The sequence below is a fragment of the Amycolatopsis sp. NBC_01480 genome, assembly GCF_036227205.1.
Lineage (GTDB): Bacteria > Actinomycetota > Actinomycetes > Mycobacteriales > Pseudonocardiaceae > Amycolatopsis.
In genome coordinates this window covers 1,154,078-1,170,285 of record NZ_CP109442.1, presented here as the reverse complement: position 1 = coordinate 1,170,285, position 16,208 = coordinate 1,154,078, and the positions used below count along the sequence as shown (strand labels likewise).

Genomic DNA, 16,208 nt, shown 5'->3' with positions numbered 1-16,208 from the left:
GGAGTTGGCTGCCGATGTCGGCAGCCGGCCTCGTCCAGCTCGGCTCTGGTTGAGCAGCCTGGGCGGCGCGGGGGTCAGGGCCGGGACGGGGCGAGCAGCCCGGCGATGCCGTCGAGCACGCGGTCGAGCCCGAACTCCACCGTGCTGGTCGCGGGATAGCGGCCCGCCGAGGCCAGCGCGGCCAGCCGCGGGTAGTCCCGCTCGGCGAGCAGCGGCTGCAGGAACTCGCGCAGCTGCGCGGTCCGCGCGGGGGCGTCGGCCGAGTCCGGGTCGTCGAGGGCGCGCCGGCGCTCGGCCGTGGTGCGGGCGAAGTCGGCCACCAGCTGGGCACAGCCCAGTGCGTCCACATCGGACAGTCCGGCGCCGTCGAGCGCGGCCAGCAGCAGCTCGGTCCAGCGGAGCCGGTGCGGGGTGACCGCGCCGCCGCGGAACGGCACGTCCAGCAGCCACGGCCGGGTGCGGTAGCGCTCCAGCGCGGCCCGGGTCCAGGCCCGGATGGTGGCCCGCCAGTCGCCGGCCGAGACCAGCCCGTCGGGCGGCGGCCCGAAGCCGGCGTCGGCCAGCAGGACCACCAGCTCGTCCTTCGACCCGACGTAGCGGTACAGCGCGTTGGTGCTCAGCCCGAGCGAGGCGGCGATGTTGGGCAGTGACGCGGCGGCCAGGCCCTCCTCGTCGGCCAGCTCGACGGCCGCGGCCACGACCTGCGCGACGGTGTGCGCCGGCTTGGGCCCGCGCCGGGGCCGCGGCGCGGCGAGCCACGCGGGACGCAGCCCCGGTGGCAGGTCCACGGGATCGTCTTGAGTCGGCATCTATCGCTCCGCAGTCTCCTTCAGTAAACTGTGCAAGTCTTACACTAATCGGGGCTGGGGGCGAGCGGACGTGAGCGAGACCAACCGGTTCGGGCTGGGCCGGGTGACCGAGCTGGACCGGAAGCTGGCGGAGACCGAGATCGAGCACGCCCGCTCGACCGGGCAGCTGGACGGCCAGGAGGCGGCCCGGCGGCTGGCGCGCGTCCGGCTGGCCACCACCAGGACGGCGTTGCGAGTGGCGGTCGAGGGCCGCTCCGGCGAGGCCGCCCCGGCCCTGCTGGAGGCGGCGCCGGGGCTCGCGGCCCGGCTGTGGGCGCTGGTCGGCGGCGTGAACGTGCTGATCTGGCTGTTCATCGGCGCGATCGGCGGCCAGTGGGACCCGCTCTGGCTGATCTGGGTGCTGCTCGGCGGGGGCGTGCTGGTCGCGGGCATCTGGGGCGTGCGCGACTGGGACCGCCGCCTGCGCGCGACGGCCGGCGACACCCGCTGAACCGGGCCGCGGTGGGGTGGCTTCCCTGATCGGCCCGGGTCCGCTAAACTGTGTAAGCCTTACACAATTAGTCCGTCCACTCCGCCGTCGCCGATATGGGGGGCCTCATGCCGGAGAGCACCGAAGAAACCCGCTCGTCGAGTGGCGCCGCCCGGCGGATCGTCACCGTGATCTGGGCCGTGGTCAGTGGTGTGCAGTTCATCATCTGGCTGCTCATGACCGTGATCAGCATGTCGTTCAAATCGCCGTTCTGGCTGTGGACGATCGGGATCGGCGGCGCGGCCCTCGCCCTGTGGTGGTACCTCGACCCGGCTCGCCGCGGCGCGCGGGGCGGAACGGAGTGAACGACGTGCCCACGATGACCTCAGTCGAGTCGCCGGTCCAGCTGGACGCGGTGCACAAGACCTACGGCTCCGGCGACAGCGCGGTCGAAGCGCTCGCCGGCGTCTCCGTCTCCTTCCCGGCGGGCACCTTCACCGCGGTGATGGGCCCGTCCGGCTCCGGCAAGAGCACGCTGCTGCACTGCGCGGCCGGGCTCGACAAGCCGACCTCCGGCCGCGTCACGCTGGTCGGGACCGACCTGAAGGGCAAGAGCGAGACCAAGCTGACGGTGCTGCGCCGTGAGCACGTCGCGTTCATCTTCCAGTCGTTCAACCTGATGCCCGCGCTGAACGTGGAGCAGAACGTCACGCTGCCGACCCTGCTGGCCGGCCGCGAGCCGGACCAGGCCTGGGTGGACCAGGTGATCGCGCGGGTCGGGCTGTCCCAGCGGGTCAAGCACCGCCCGGGCGAGCTGTCCGGCGGCCAGCAGCAGCGCGTGGCGATCGCCCGCGCGCTCGCCGCCCGCCCGTCGGTGGTGTTCGCCGACGAGCCGACCGGCGCGCTCGACACGAACACCGCGCTCGAGGTGCTCACGCTGATGCGCGAGCTGGTGAGCGCGGGCCAGACCATCGTCATGGTCACGCACGACCCGGTGGCGGCGTCCTATGCGGACACTGTGCTGTTCCTGGTGGACGGTCGCATCGTGACGCAGATGGCCACCCCGAGCGTCGAAGCGGTCGCGGCCACCCTGGCGCAGCTCGGCGCCCAGGCCAAGCAGGCCCGGGGGCAGGGATGAGTTCGCGGCGGGTGATCCTCAACCTGGCGCTGTCGAGCCTGAGGTTCCGCGCGGCCGCGTCGCTGGCGTCGTTCGTCGCCATCCTGATCGGCTGCGGGCTGCTGATCGCGTGCGCCGGGCTGTTCGAAACGGCGATCGTGCTGCAGGCCCAGCCGCAGCGGCTGGCGTCCGTGCCGGTGGTGGTCGGCGGCTCGGCCGGGTTCAAGCTGCCGGACGAAGAGTCCCAGGTGGTGCCGTACGCCGAGCGCGCCGGGCTGCCCGAGGACCAGGTGGCGAAGATCGCCGCCGTGCCCGGGGTGCGCAGCGCGGTGCCGGACGTGTCTTTCGCCGCCGCGCTGCTGAAAGGCGGTGCCCCGCAACAGGACTCCGGCTCGTCCGTCCTTTCCGGACACGGCTGGGACTCCGCCGCGCTCGGCGGCTACCAGCTTCGTGAAGGCAGCCAGCCCCAGGCGCCGGGCCAGGTCGTGCTCGATTCAGCCACGGCGGGCGCGGCCGGGGTCAAGTCCGGCGGAACCGTCGATCTCGCCGTGGACGGGCAGAAGCAGAGCTTCACCGTCGCCGGGATCGCCGAGCCGGCGCAGACCGTGACCGCGCCCGCGTTCTTCTTCTCGGCCGGCGACGTCCAGCGCTTCTCCACGCACCAGGGCCGGGTCGGCCTGGTCGGGGTGTTCCCGGCCGACGGCGTGGACGCCGGTGAGCTGGCCGGGCGCATCGCGGACCAGGTCCCGGGCGTCAGCGTGCTGACCGGGGACGACCGCGGCGCGGCCGAGTTCCTCGGCGTGGACGCCAGCCAGCTGCCGCTGATCCTGCTCGCCGCGGTGTTCGGCGGCATGGTGCTGGTGGTCATGGCGCTGGTGGTCTCGGCGACGATCAGCCTGACCGTGCGGCAACGGCAGCAGGAGCTGGCCTTGCTGCGCGCGACCGGGGCGACGCCGAAGCAGGTGCACCGCATGGTGCTCGCCGAGACCATGGCGGTCGGCGCGGTCGCCGCGGTGTGCGGCGCGTTCCTCGGCAGCCTGATCGGCAACCAGATCTTCTCGACCAGCCAGTCGATCGGCATCGTGCCCGGGGAGCTGGCGTTCCGGCAGGACATCATCGCGTTCGCCGGCGGGATCGTCGCCACGCTCGCGATCACCTACGGCGCGGCCTGGTTCGCGGCGCTGGCCGCGGCGCGGGCCCGGCCGATCCAGGCGCTGGCCGAGGCCGCGATCCCGGGGGCGAAGGTGAATCCGTTGCGCCGCATGGGCGCGCTGGTGTTCGCGGCCGCCACGGTGCTGCTCGCCGCCACCACGGTGTTCATGCCCGCCGACACGGCGTCGGCGATCGGCGGCCCGGCCGTGCTGACCGGCGCGATCGCGGTGGCGCTGTTCGGGCCGGAGATCATGGCGTACGTGGCCGACCGGTTCGGCCCGTTCATCCGCCGGGTCGCGGGCAAGGACGCCACGCTCGCGGTGATCAACTCCCGGGCCCGCGCGGTGGCCTTCGCCGCGGCGCTCACGCCGATCACGCTCGCCAGCGCGGTCGCGCTCGGCAACGTGTACTCGGAGACCACGGCGCAGAAGGCCCAGGTGGCGGCGTACGCCGACCAGTTGCAGGCCGACGCCGTGGTCAGCACCGGCACCGGCGGCATCTCGCCGGACCTGGTCGCGCAGATCCGCAGCACACCCGGGGTCGGCACGGCCTCGCCGCTGGTCACCAGCTCCGGCTGGATCGAGCAGCCCTACGACGGCAACGGCAGCGACCCGTTGCGCCTGCTCGGCGTCTCCGCCGAGAACCAGGCCGGCTCGGTGCTGTCCACCACGGTGACGTCGGGGTCGTTGAAGAACCTCATCGGCTCCACGGTGGCGCTGCCCGAGAGCGTCGCCGACGACCTGGGCATCAAGCTGGGCGACAAGATCACCATGCGGCTCGGCGACGGGGCGCAGGCCCCGGTGAGCGTGGTCGCGCTGCTCGACAGCCCGTCGAGTTACGCGAGCATGGTGCTGCCGGCCGACCTGCTCACCGCGCACACCACCAGCGGCCTGCCCGCGCAGGTGCTGGTCAAGGCGGCCAGTGGCACGGACCCGGCCGACCTGGTGTCCGCGCTGGGCGACAAGGCCAAGGGCTGGCCGGGCGTGAGCGTCGGCGACGACAGCGCGCTGACCCAGAACTTCCAGGCCAGCGCCGACGTCGAGGCGATGATCAACTATCTGCTGGCCGTGCTCGCCATCGCCTACGCGGCGATCGCGGCGGTGAACACGCTGGCGGTGGCCGTGCTCGCCCGCCGCCGGGAGTTCGGCGCCCAGCGGCTGGCCGGCGCGGACCGCGGGCAGGTGCGGCGGATGCTGTTCATCGAGGGCGGCATCGTCGCGGTGACCGGGCTGGTGCTCGGCATCGTCATCTCGTTGTTCACCGTGCTGCCGATGGCGATCAGCACCGGCGAGATCATCCCGTCCGGCCCGATCTGGGTATTCCTGGGCGTGGTGCTCGCGGTATTCCTGATCGTCTGGCCGGTCACCGCGCTTTCCGCGCGGCTGGCGATGCGGCGCAGCCCGATCGAGGCGGTCACCCTGCCCGGGCAGTGATTTTTGTAGGGGTACGCGGGCCGCTCCGGCGTGGATAGTCTCGAATTCGACTATCCGCACCGGGTGCGGCCCGGTTTCCTTTTCTGGAGTGAATTCCATGCGAGTACTGCTGGCCGCTCCGTCGTCGCCCGCCCGTCTGCGCAACCTGGTGCCGCTCGCCTGGGCGCTGCGCACCGCCGGCCACGACGTGAAGATCGCCGGACGGCCGTCGTTCGTCGAGGAGATCCTGCGCACCGCCACCGTGGCGGTGGACCTCGAGAGCGGGGACGAGGCCACGCTCGCCGAATCGGCCGCGCTCGCCGAATTCGCGAAGCTGTGGCGGCCCGGGGTGGTGGTCTCCGATGGCCAGGCGCCCGCCGGAACGGCTGCCGCCCGCGCCGTCGACGCGGTCGCGGTGCGTCTGCTCGGCGCGCTGGACGAGCCGGACGCGAGTGACGCCGACACGACGTTCGACACGGTTCCCGCTTCGCTCCGCGCCGGCGGCGGTGCCGTCCACCCGGTACGGCATGTGCCGTACTTCGGCCCGGTCGAGGTGCCGACTTGGTTGCGCCGCAAGGCAAGGCGCGCCCGGGTGCTACTGTCCCTGTCCGACGCCGCGCTCTTCGGAACTGTCTTCGACGCCGTCGCGGGGACCGACCTGGAGGTGGTCTGCGCGGCGGACACCGCGAACCTGCCCGCCGGGACGACGGTGCCCGCGAACGTGCGGCTGGTCGACTCCGCGCCGCCGGCCGCGCTCCTGCCGACGTGTGCGGCCGTGATCCACGACGGTGATCCGGAGCTGGCGCTGGCCGCGGCGGCGCACGGGCTGCCGCAGCATTCGCTCACCGGGTCAGTACTCGCCCGGCGCGTGGAAACGGCCGGGGCCGGGCTGGTCGACGAGGCCCCTTCCACCGGCCTGATCCGGCAATTGGTGGCCGGCGAAACGCTGCGTGCCGGGGCGAGCGCCCTGCGGGACGAAATCACCGCGCTGCCCGCTCCTCGCGAGATCGCGGCGCAGCTCACCCGCTGATTGTGGGGCCGTTAGGGGTGGGGCCGCCAAAAGGACCTCGGTAGCGTTTTCGACGTGGCGCGGTAGCCGTTCACGAGGTCTCGCGGTTAGGTGGTCGATTACGTGAGTATCGATTTCTGCTCCTGCGGCGTTTTCCGTACCGCCATTGATCGGCGATCCGCCGGAATGGGGGTAATGGCGTGAGTGCCGAAAACGAGCGCAAACTGCTCGACTATCTCAAGCGCGCGACCGCGGACCTGCGGGAGGCCAAGCTGGCCCTGCAGGAGACCAGGCAGCGCGAGGCCGAGCCGATCGCGATCGTCGGCATGGCCTGCCGGTACCCCGGCGGGGTGGACTCGCCCGAGGACCTCTGGGAGCTGGTCGCCACCGGCACCGACGCGATCGGCGGCTTCCCGGCCGACCGCGGCTGGCCGCTCGGCGCGTTGTACGACCCGTCGCTGGAACGGCCCGGCACCACGAACACCCGTGAGGGCGGTTTCCTCTACGACGCCGCGGAATTCGACCCGGAGTTCTTCGGCATCTCGCCGCGCGAGGCGCTCGCGATGGACGCCCAGCAGCGGCTGCTGCTCCAGACGTCCTGGACCGCGCTGGAGCGCGCCGGCATCGTGCCCGAGACGTTGCGCGGCAGCAGCACCGGGGTGTTCGCCGGCGTGATGTACCACGATTACCTCGGCCACGCCGCCGCCGGCAGCGTCGTCTCCGGCCGCGTCGCGTACGCGTTGGGGCTCGAGGGCCCCGCGGTTTCGGTGGACACCGCCTGCTCGTCCTCACTCGTCGCGCTGCACTGGGCCGCGCAGGCGCTGCGCCGCGGCGACTGCTCGATGGCGCTGGTCGGCGGCGTGACGGTGATGGCGACACCCGAGACCTTCGTCTACTTCAGCGAACAGCGCGGCCTGTCCGACGACGGCCGCTGCAAGGCTTTCGCGGCCGGTGCCGACGGCACCGGCTGGGGTGAGGGCGTCGGCGTGCTGGTGGTCGAGCGCCTTTCCGACGCCCGGCGGCTGGGCCACGAGGTGCTCGCGGTCGTGCGCGGCAGCGCGGTGAACTCCGACGGCGCGTCCAGCGGCCTGACTGTCCCCAATGGACCCGCGCAGCAGCGGGTGATCCGCCGGGCGCTGGCGTCCGCGGGCCTGAGCACCGCCGACGTCGACCTGGTCGAAGGCCACGGCACCGGCACGAAACTCGGCGACCCGATCGAGGCCCAGGCCCTGCTGGCGACCTACGGGCAGGACCGGCCTGGTGAGCCGCTGCGGCTCGGCTCGCTCAAGTCCAACCTCGGCCACACCCAGGCGGCCGCCGGGGTCGGCGGGGTGATCAAGGTCGTGCAGGCGCTCCGCCACGGCGTGCTGCCGAAAACGCTGCACGTGGACGCGCCCTCGCCGCACGTCGATTGGTCCGCCGGCGCCGTCGAGCTGCTGACCGAGGCCCGGGAATGGCCCGAGACGGGCCGTCCCCGGCGGGGCGCGGTGTCGTCGTTCGGGATCAGCGGGACCAACGCCCACGTGATCATCGAGCAGGCCGAGCCGGTTTCGCCGGAGGTGACGGCGCCGGCCGAGGTGCCGGTGGCGGCCTGGCCGCTGTCCGCGGACTCCGCCGACGCCCTGGCCGCGCAGGCCGAGCGGCTCGCCGCGCACCCCGCGGACTCGTTGGCGGACATCGGTTTCTCCCTCGCCACCACCCGTTCGGCGCTGGACCACCGGGCGGTGGTCACCGGCGCCGATCGGGAAGAGCTGCTCGCCGGGCTGACCGCGCTCGCCGCCGGCGCCGACGCGCCCGGTGTGGTCCGCGACCGGCGTCGCTCCGGCCGGACGGCCTTCCTCTTCACCGGCCAGGGCGCCCAGCGCGCCGGAATGGGCACGGTGCTCGCCGCGAAGTACCCCGTCTTCGCGCAGGCGCTGGACGCCGTCTGCGCCGGGCTGGACCCGCACTTGGACCGTCCACTGCGGACGGTTCTTGAAGACGGCAAAGCCCTGCGGCAGACCGGTTTCACCCAGCCCGCGTTGTTCGCCGTCGAAGTCGCCCTCTTCCGACTCCTCGAGTCGTGGGGCGTCAGGCCCGACTTCCTGCTGGGGCACTCGATCGGTGAGCTGGCGGCCGCGCACGTGGCCGGGGTGTTCTCGCTCGACGACGCTTGCACTCTCGTGGCCGCCAGGGCGAAGCTGATGCAGGCGCTCTCGCCTGGTGGCGCGATGGTCGCGCTGCAGGCGACCGAGGCCGAGGTGACGCCGTTGCTGACCGCCGAGGTGAGCATCGCGGCGATCAACGGCCCGGGGTCCATTGTGCTCTCCGGCGCCGAAGACGCCGTCGCCGCCGTGGTGGCGCGATTCGAGGGTCGCAAGTCTTCGAAGCTGAAGGTCTCGCACGCGTTCCACTCGCCGCTGATGGAGCCGATGCTGGCCGAGTTCGGCGCGGTGGCGCGGAAACTCGGCTACGCGAAGCCGGTGATCCCGATCGTCTCGACGGTTGGCGCCGGGGCGGATCTGAACACGCCGGAGTACTGGGTGGACCAGGTCCGCGGGGCGGTCCGGTTCCACGACGGCCTGTGCACGCTGGCCGGCGAGGGGGTCGAGACCTTCCTCGAGGTCGGGCCCGGCGCCGTGCTCACCGCCGCCGGCCGGACCGCGCTGGACGACGAGGCACTGGCCTTCGTCCCGGCCCAGCGCGCCGACCGGGACGAGGCCCGCACCGTGGTCACCGCGCTCGCGACCCTGCACACCCGTGGGATTCCGGTGGACTGGAGCGCTTTTTACGCCGGTGCCCGCCGTGTCGAAGTGCCGGCCTACGCCTTCCGGCGCACCCGCTACTGGCTGCCGGTCACGAGCGTGACCGGGGACGCCGGTGACCACGGCCAGCTGCCCGCCGGGCACCCGATGCTCAGTGCCGTCGTCCGCGTGCCCGACACCGGCGCCGTGGTGCTGACCGGGCGGCTGTCCGCGGAAACCGTGCCGTGGGTGGCCGATCACGTAGTGCTCGGCACGATCCTGTTGCCCGGCACCGCGTTTGTCGAGCTGGCCCACCGCGCGGCGGACGAGGTCGGCTGCACGCGCCTCGAAGAGCTGACGATGGAGGCGCCGCTGACTCTCGCCGAGGGCGCGGGCGCGGCGCTTCAGGTCACTGTGGAAGCTGCCGAGGACACCGGACGCCGGCGCGTCACTGTCCATTCGCGACCCGACGGCGAGGACGCCTGGACCCGGCACGCCACCGGGTTCGTGAGCAACGAGGCCGTGACGCCGTCGTTCGACCTCACCGAGTGGCCGCCCGCCGGCGCCGTCGAGGTGGAGCTGGCCGACCCGTACTCGGTGCTCGCCGAGCTGGGATACGACTACGGCGCGGCCTTCCGGGGCCTGCGCGCGATGTGGCGCGACGGCGATGACGTGTACGCCGAAGTCGCCCTGCCCGAGGGCGCCGAGGCCCGCGACTACGGCCTGCACCCGGCGTTGCTCGACGCCGCGATGCACGCGCAGCTGCTCGGCCCGGCGCCGCGGGACGGTGAGGCCCGGCCGATGCTGCCGTTCGCCTTCAGCGGCACGACGCTGCATTCGACGGGCGCTTCGGCGTTGCGGGTGCGGGTGTCGCCGACCGGGGCCGACACGATCACGCTGCAGATCGCCGACGCCACCGGCGGCCCGGTGCTGTCGGTCGAGTCGCTGGCCGCCCGCCCGGTCTCACTCGACAAGCTGGCGCCGACTTCGCTCTTCCACTTGAGGTGGGAGCCCGCTGCCGAGGCCGGAAATCCCGCGGCCGCCAAAGTCTTCGAAGTGTCCACTCCGGACGGGCCGGTGCCGGTTGCCGCGCGCAAGGCCGCCGAGTCGGTGCTGGCCGCGATTCAGCAGCATCTCGCCGAGGAGGGCGAAGCGCGCCTGGCGGTCGTCACACGCGGCGCGGTCTCGGTGGCCGGTGAGGACGTCGACCCGGCGATCGCCCCGGTGTGGGGCCTGGTCCGCGCGGCCGAGGCCGAGAACCCCGGCCGGTTCGTGCTGATCGACGGTGCGGACTTCGAAGCGGCACTGGCCACCGGGGAGCCCGAGTCGGCGGTGCGCGACGGCCGGGTCCTGGTGCCCCGGCTCGCCGCCGCGGCCGCCCAGCCGGGCGAGCTGGGCTGGAATCCCGACGGCACCGTGCTGATCACCGGCGGCACCGGCGGTCTCGGTGCGGTGGTCGCGAAGCACCTGCTGACCCGGCACGGCGTCCGCCGCCTGCTGCTCACCAGCCGTCGTGGCGCTGGGGCGCCGGGGGCGGCCGAGCTGAGCGAGGAGCTGACGGCGCTGGGGGCCGAGGTCGCCATCGCGAGCTGTGACGTCACCGATGCCGCGTCCGTCGCGAGCCTGCTCGACGGCGTTCCCGCGAACGCCCCGCTGACCGCAGTCCTGCACGCAGCCGGGGTTCCGGCCGCGGGGCGCGTCGAGGCGCTCACCGCCGAAGAGCTGGACCGCGTGTTCGCCCCGAAGGTCGACGGCGCCTGGCACCTGCACGAGCTGACCCGCGACCTGGACGCCTTTGTGCTGTTCTCCTCCGCGGCGAGCACGGTGCTGGCCGCCGGGCAGTCCGGGTACGCCGCCGCGAACGCGTTCCTCGACGAGCTGGCTCATCACCGTCGCGCCCAGGGCCAGGCCGCGGTGTCGCTGGACTGGGGCGCCTGGGCCGAAGACGGGGGCATGGCCGGCGAACTCGACGAGGCCGACTTCCGCCGGCTGCGCCGTCTCGGCACCCCGCCGATGGCGACGGCCGACGCGCTGGCTCTGCTCGACGCCTGCCTCGTCGCCGGGGAACCGGTGCTGGCGCCGGTAAAGCTCGACTTCGCGGCGTTGCGCGCCCGCACGGATGCGCTGCCGCCGACGTTGCGCGGCCTGGTCCGCCCGGCGGCGCCTCGACGCGCGGCCCGCCCGGGCGGCTCGGTCGCCACTCGCCTGGGCAAGCTGCCGGAGGCCGAACGGGAGGCGTTCCTGCTGAGCGTGGTCGCGGATCAGGTCGCGGCCGTGCTCGGGTTCGGCTCCGCGGCGTCGGTCGAGCCGGACCGCGCGTTCCAGGAGATGGGTTTCGACTCGCTGACCTCGGTGGAGCTGCGCAACCAGCTGGGAGCCCTGACCGGGCTGAAGCTGACCGCGACGATCGTCTTCGACCACCCGACGCCGTCCCGCCTCGCGCGGCGGCTGCACGAGCTGCTCGGCCCGGCGCGCGGCGCGGCGGACCCGCTGCTCGCCGAGATCGACCGGCTCGAAGCGCTGCTCGGCGGCGCCGCCGGTTCGCTCAACGGGTCGACCGCGAAGGTCACCGCCCGGCTCGACGCACTGGTCCGCAAGTGGGCCGACGCACACGACGCTGCTGCCGAAGGCGCTGCCGAAGACCTCGGCGGTGCCACCGATGACGAGCTTTTTGCCGTGCTGGACGACGAATTGGGCATCTCATGAACGGGCAACCCATGGGGAACGAGGACAAGCTCCGCGACTACCTCAAGCGCGCGACGGCCGACCTGAAGCAGGCCCGCCGGCGGGTGCACGAGCTGGAGGCCAGGGACACCGAGCCCATCGCGATCATCGGGATGAGCTGCCGGTACCCCGGGGGCGTGCGCACGCCGGACGACCTGTGGGACCTGGTCGACGAGGGCCGCGACGTGATCGGGGAGTTCCCCGCCGACCGGGGCTGGGACGTCGAGGGCGTGTACGACCCGACCCCCGAGCGCCCCGGCAAGACCTACACGCGGCACGGTGGGTTCCTTTACGACGCACCGGATTTCGACGCCGATTTCTTCGGCATCAGCCCGCGTGACGCGCGCCGCGCCGACCCGCAGCAGCGCATCCTGCTGGAGGCCTCCTGGGAGGCGTTCGAGCGCGCCGGGCTCGACCCGCACGGGCTCAAGGGCAGTCCGACGGGCGTCTACGCCGGCGTGATGTACCACGACTACAGCGGTGGCAGCCCGGACGGCAGCCTGGTCTCCGGCCAGGTCTCCTACACGCTCGGGCTCGAGGGCCCGTCCGTGTCGGTCGACACCGCGTGCTCGTCCTCGCTGGTCGCGCTGCACCTGGCGGCGCAGGCCCTGCGTCGCGGCGACTGCACGCTCGCGCTGGCGAGTGGCGTCGCCGTGATGGGCACCCCCGAGATGTTCGTCGACTTCTGCAGCCGCCGCGGGCTCGCGGCCGACGGGCGCAGCCGGTCGTTCTCCGACGACGCGGACGGCACGTCGTGGGCCGAGGGCGTCGGCGTCCTCGTGCTGGAGCGCCTTTCCGACGCCCGGCGCAACGGGCACCGGATCCTCGCGCTGCTGCGTGGCTCCGCGGTGAACCAGGACGGCGCCAGCAACGGCTTCTCCGCCCCGAACGGGCCCTCGCAGGTCCGCGTGATCGAGGCGGCGCTGGCCGACGCCGGCCTGTCACTGTCCGATGTGGACGCTGTGGAGGCGCACGGCACCGGCACCGCGCTCGGCGACCCGATCGAGGCCCAGTCGCTGATGGAGACCTACGGCCGGCGCACCACGGGCGAGCCGCTGTTGCTCGGCTCGATCAAGTCGAACATGGGGCACCCGCAGGCCGCCGCCGGGGTCGCCGGGGTGATCAAGATGGTGCAGGCGCTGCGGCACGGCCGGCTGCCGCGCACGTTGCACGTCGGCACGCCCTCGACCCACGTCGACTGGACCGCGGGCGCGGTCGAGCTGCTCACCGAGCCGCGCGAGTGGCCGGAGGTGGGCCGGGCCCGCCGGGCCGCGGTGTCGTCGTTCGGGGTCAGCGGCACCAACTCGCACGTCATCCTGGAGCAGGCGACCGACAGCGAGATCGACGAGCGCCCGTCGTCCGTCGTGTCCCCGCTGGTGCTCTCGGCGAAGACCCCGGCCGCGCTGGCCGAGGCCGCCGGGCAGCTTTCCACTGAGCTTCCCAAGCAGGTCAGCGGTTCTCTCGACGACGTCGCGTACACGCTGGCCGCGGGGCGCGCGTCCTTCGACCACCGCGCCGTGGTGCTCGCCGAAGACAGCGCGCAGGCTGCCGAAGCCCTGCGCGCGCTGGCCGCCGGCGGGTCGCGGCCCGACGTGGTCACCGGCACCGCCGACGTGCGCGGCAAGACCGTGTTCGTGTTCCCGGGCCAGGGCTCGCAGTGGACCGGCATGGCGATCGAGCTGCTCGGGCAGTCGCCGGTGTTCGCCGAGCGGCTGGCCGAATGCGACGCGGCGCTGCGGAAGTTCGTGGACTGGTCGGTGCTGGCCGTGCTGCGCGGGGAGCCGGGCACGCCGCCCGCCGACCGGGTGGACGTCGTGCAGCCGATGCTGTGGGCGGTGATGGTCTCGCTGGCCGCGCTGTGGCGCGCGCACGGCGTCGAACCGGACATGGTGATCGGCCACTCGCAGGGCGAGATCGCCGCCGCGAGTGTCGCGGGTGCACTGTCGCTTGAGGACGGTGCCCGGGTGGTCGCGCTGCGCAGCAAGGCGATCGGCGACGTGCTGGGCGGCCGGGGCGGCGGGATGCTCGCCGCCGGGCTGTCCGCGGCCGACCTGCGCGACCGCCTGGCCGCCTGGGACGGCCGGATCTCCCTGGCCGCCGACAACGGCGCGACCTCGGCCGTGCTGTCCGGTGACGGCGAGGCGCTCGACCAGCTGCGGGACGAGCTGGTCGCGGAGGGCTTCCGCGCCAAGCGGGTGCCGGTGGACTACGCCTCGCACTCCGCGCACGTCGAGCACCTGTCCGATCGGCTGCTGGCCGACCTCGGCCCGATCGAGCCCCGTCTCGGCACCGTCGCGATGACCTCGACGGTGAACGAAGAGCCGGTCGGTGAATCCACTGTGGACGCGCATTACTGGTTCACCAACCTGCGCACGACGGTCAGCTTCGCCCCGGTCGTCGCGAAGCTCGCCGCGGCCGGCTACGCCCGGTTCATCGAGGTCAGCCCGCACCCGGTGCTGGCGATGAGCATCCAGGAGACGCTGGACGAGACCGGGCACGCCGGCGCCGTCGTCGGCACCCTGCGCCGCGACGAGGGCGGCCTGGTCCGGTTCGCCACGTCGATGGCCGAGTACGCGGTTCGCGGCGGCTCCGTCGGCTGGACCTCGCTGGTGCCCGCCGGCCGGCTGGCCGATCTGCCGACCTATCCGTTCCAGCACAAGCGTTTCTGGCTCGAGGAGGAGTCCGCCGCCGAGCCGCCGGCCGTCGCTCCGGTGGCCGATCAGGAGTTCTGGTCGGACGTCACCGGTGGCGATGTCGACGCGCTCGCGGCCCGGCTCGGCGTCGAAGCCGCGCCGCTCGCCGAGGTCGTCCCGGCGCTGGCCGCTTGGCACGGCCGCCGGACCGAACTGTCCACGGTGGACTCCTGGCGCTACCGCGTTTCGTGGGCCCCGCTGGGAAGTGTCTCCGGTGGGCTCAAGGGCGCGTGGCTCGTGCTCCTGCCGGCCGGGGTGCCCGAGGCGGCCGAGCTGGCCGATGCGCTCGCCGAGCAGGGTGACGTCGTGCGAGTCATCGCGCCCGCCGGACGCGCCGAGCTGGCCGAGGCGGTCGCGGAGGCAACCGCGCTCCGGCCGTTCGACGGCGTGCTGTCGCTGCTGGCGCTCGACACCCGTGAGCACCCGGAAGGCCCGGCGCTGACCACTCCGGTGGCCGCGACCATCACGCTGCTGCAGGCCCTGCAGGACGCCGCCGTCGACGCCCCGGCCTGGGTCGTCACCCGCGGCGCCGTCGCGGTGGACGCGTTCTCCGACGCCGACCCGGCCGCCGCGGCGGTGTGGGGACTCGGCACGGTCGCCGGGCTCGACCGGCCGGGCACCTGGGGCGGTCTGGTCGACGTGACCGGCGCCGACGACGCGGCCCGGCTGGCCGCCGTCGTGTCCGGTGTGGACAGTGAAGACCAGGTGGCGCTCCGGCCGTCCGGCGTGTTCGCCCGGCGGATGGTGCGGGCGCCGCTCGCCGGCACCGCGGCCGAGCCGTGGCAGCCGAGCGGCACCGTGCTGGTCACCGGCGGCACCGGCGCGGTCGGCGCGCACATCGCCCGCTGGCTCGCCGGGCGCGGCGCCGGACACCTCGTGCTCACCAGCCGCCGCGGGCTCGACGCGCCTGGCGCGCGGGAACTGGTCGAAGAGCTTTCGGGCACGCGGGTCACCGTCGCGGCTTGTGATGTTTCGGACCGTACGGCGCTCGAAGCCCTGCTGGCCGAGCACCCGCCGTCCGCCGTCGTGCACGCGGCCGGAGTGCTGACCGGCGAGCCGCTGCTGGCCGACGTCACCCCGGCCGAGTTCGCCGCCGCCACGCGCGCCAAGGTCACCGGTGCCGCGCTGCTCGACGAGCTGCTCGGCGACACCGAGCTGGACGCGTTTGTGCTGATGTCCTCGGGCGCCGCCGTGTGGGGCACCTCGGGTCAGCCCGCGTACGCCGCGGGCAACGCCTATCTCGACGGGCTCGCCCGCCGCCGTCGTGCGGCCGGGAAGACCGCGACCTCGATCGCCTGGGGTTCCTGGGGCGGCGGGGGCATGGTCGATCCCGAGGCGAGCGATCTGTTGCGCCGCATGGGGTTGGCCGAGATGGACCCGCGGCTCGCCGCCGAGGCGCTGGGCCAGGCGCTGGACCACGACGAGAGCCAGCTGGTGGTCGCGGACATCGACTGGGCCGCGTTCGCGCCCGTTTACCAGCTCGCCCGGCCGCGGCCGCTGCTGCGCGGGCTGCCCGAGGTGGCCGCGGACACCGGCGAGGCCGGCCCGGCCGAGCCGACCGGCGATCTCAAGGGACAGCTGGCCTCGCTCACCCCGGCCGAGCAGCAGCGGACGCTGCTGGAGCTGGTGCGCGGCCAGGTCGCCGTGGTCGCCGGGTACGACGCCGGTTCGGCGGTCGAGCCGGCCCGCGCGTTCAAGGAGCTGGGCTTCGACTCGGTGACGGCCGTCGACCTGCGCAACCGGCTCGGCGCCACGACCGGGCTGAAGCTGCCGGCCACCGTCGCGTTCGACCACGTCAACCCGCAGGCGCTGGCCGAGCACCTGTGGACGCAGCTGTGCGAGGGCGTCGTGGAGGTTCCGCTGGAGGTCGGGCTGGACCGGCTGGAGGCCGTCGCGGCCGGGCTGGACGCGGCCGAGATCGACCGGTCCCGCATCGTCGCCCGGCTGCAGGCGATGGTCACCACGCTGCACCAGACGCTCGCCGGCGGCAGCGCCGGCGCCGCCCTCGAATCCGCCACCACCGACGAACTATTCGCCCTGATCGACAACGAGCTAGGCGCCTGAGCGCCGCGCCGGGTGCAGCGGATGACGCTTCCCCCG

Annotated in this window: 7 protein-coding genes and 1 pseudogene; 7 read left to right on the top strand and 1 reads right to left on the bottom strand. The window is 73.6% G+C overall.

Annotation, left to right across the window (positions count from 1 at the left end; all coding sequences use genetic code 11):
* Positions 1-74: 74 nt before the first annotated feature.
* Positions 75-809, bottom strand: coding sequence for a TetR/AcrR family transcriptional regulator (locus OG371_RS05415; RefSeq protein ID WP_329066160.1), 735 nt, complete (start codon positions 807-809; stop codon positions 75-77).
* Positions 810-879: 70 nt separating this feature from the next.
* On the opposite strand from OG371_RS05415, the gene OG371_RS05410 reads away from it, so the two are divergent.
* The 7 genes and pseudogenes from OG371_RS05410 (at position 880) to OG371_RS05380 (ending at position 16,172) form a co-directional block, all read left to right on the top strand.
* Positions 880-1,299, top strand: a complete 420-nt coding sequence (locus OG371_RS05410; RefSeq protein ID WP_329066158.1) for a hypothetical protein — start codon at positions 880-882, stop codon at positions 1,297-1,299.
* Between the two features lie 107 nt (positions 1,300-1,406).
* Entirely contained in the window at positions 1,407-1,643 is a 237-nt protein-coding gene (locus tag OG371_RS05405; protein ID WP_329066156.1) for a hypothetical protein, read from the top strand.
* Positions 1,644-1,657: 14 nt separating this feature from the next.
* The gene (locus tag OG371_RS05400; protein WP_329066155.1) at positions 1,658-2,416 is read left to right on the top strand and encodes an ABC transporter ATP-binding protein; all 759 of its coding nucleotides are present in this window, start codon (positions 1,658-1,660) and stop codon (positions 2,414-2,416) included.
* A complete protein-coding gene (locus OG371_RS05395; RefSeq protein WP_329066154.1) occupies positions 2,413-4,980 on the top strand; it encodes an ABC transporter permease in 2,568 nt (855 codons plus the stop codon). The genes OG371_RS05400 and OG371_RS05395 overlap by 4 nt, the downstream gene beginning before the upstream one ends.
* Before the next feature lie 97 nt (positions 4,981-5,077).
* Positions 5,078-5,989 carry a nucleotide disphospho-sugar-binding domain-containing protein gene (locus OG371_RS05390; protein WP_329066152.1) on the top strand — a complete coding sequence of 304 codons (912 nt, stop codon included), beginning with the start codon at positions 5,078-5,080 and terminating at the stop codon, positions 5,987-5,989.
* Between the two features lie 185 nt (positions 5,990-6,174).
* Positions 6,175-11,397: pseudogene (locus tag OG371_RS05385) on the top strand (type I polyketide synthase); the annotation flags it as partial.
* Positions 11,382-16,172, top strand: coding sequence for a type I polyketide synthase (locus tag OG371_RS05380; protein ID WP_442876146.1), 4,791 nt, complete (start codon positions 11,382-11,384; stop codon positions 16,170-16,172). The pseudogene OG371_RS05385 and the gene OG371_RS05380, both read left to right, overlap by 16 nt.
* Positions 16,173-16,208: the final 36 nt, after the last annotated feature.

Coding starts and splice junctions, on each gene's coding strand:
- OG371_RS05415 (WP_329066160.1), bottom strand. CDS start 809: ATGCCGACTCAAGACGATCCCGTGGACCTGCCACCGGGGCTGCGTCCC.
- OG371_RS05405 (WP_329066156.1), top strand. CDS start 1,407: ATGCCGGAGAGCACCGAAGAAACCCGCTCGTCGAGTGGCGCCGCCCGG.
- OG371_RS05400 (WP_329066155.1), top strand. CDS start 1,658: ATGACCTCAGTCGAGTCGCCGGTCCAGCTGGACGCGGTGCACAAGACC.
- OG371_RS05395 (WP_329066154.1), top strand. CDS start 2,413: ATGAGTTCGCGGCGGGTGATCCTCAACCTGGCGCTGTCGAGCCTGAGG.
- OG371_RS05390 (WP_329066152.1), top strand. CDS start 5,078: ATGCGAGTACTGCTGGCCGCTCCGTCGTCGCCCGCCCGTCTGCGCAAC.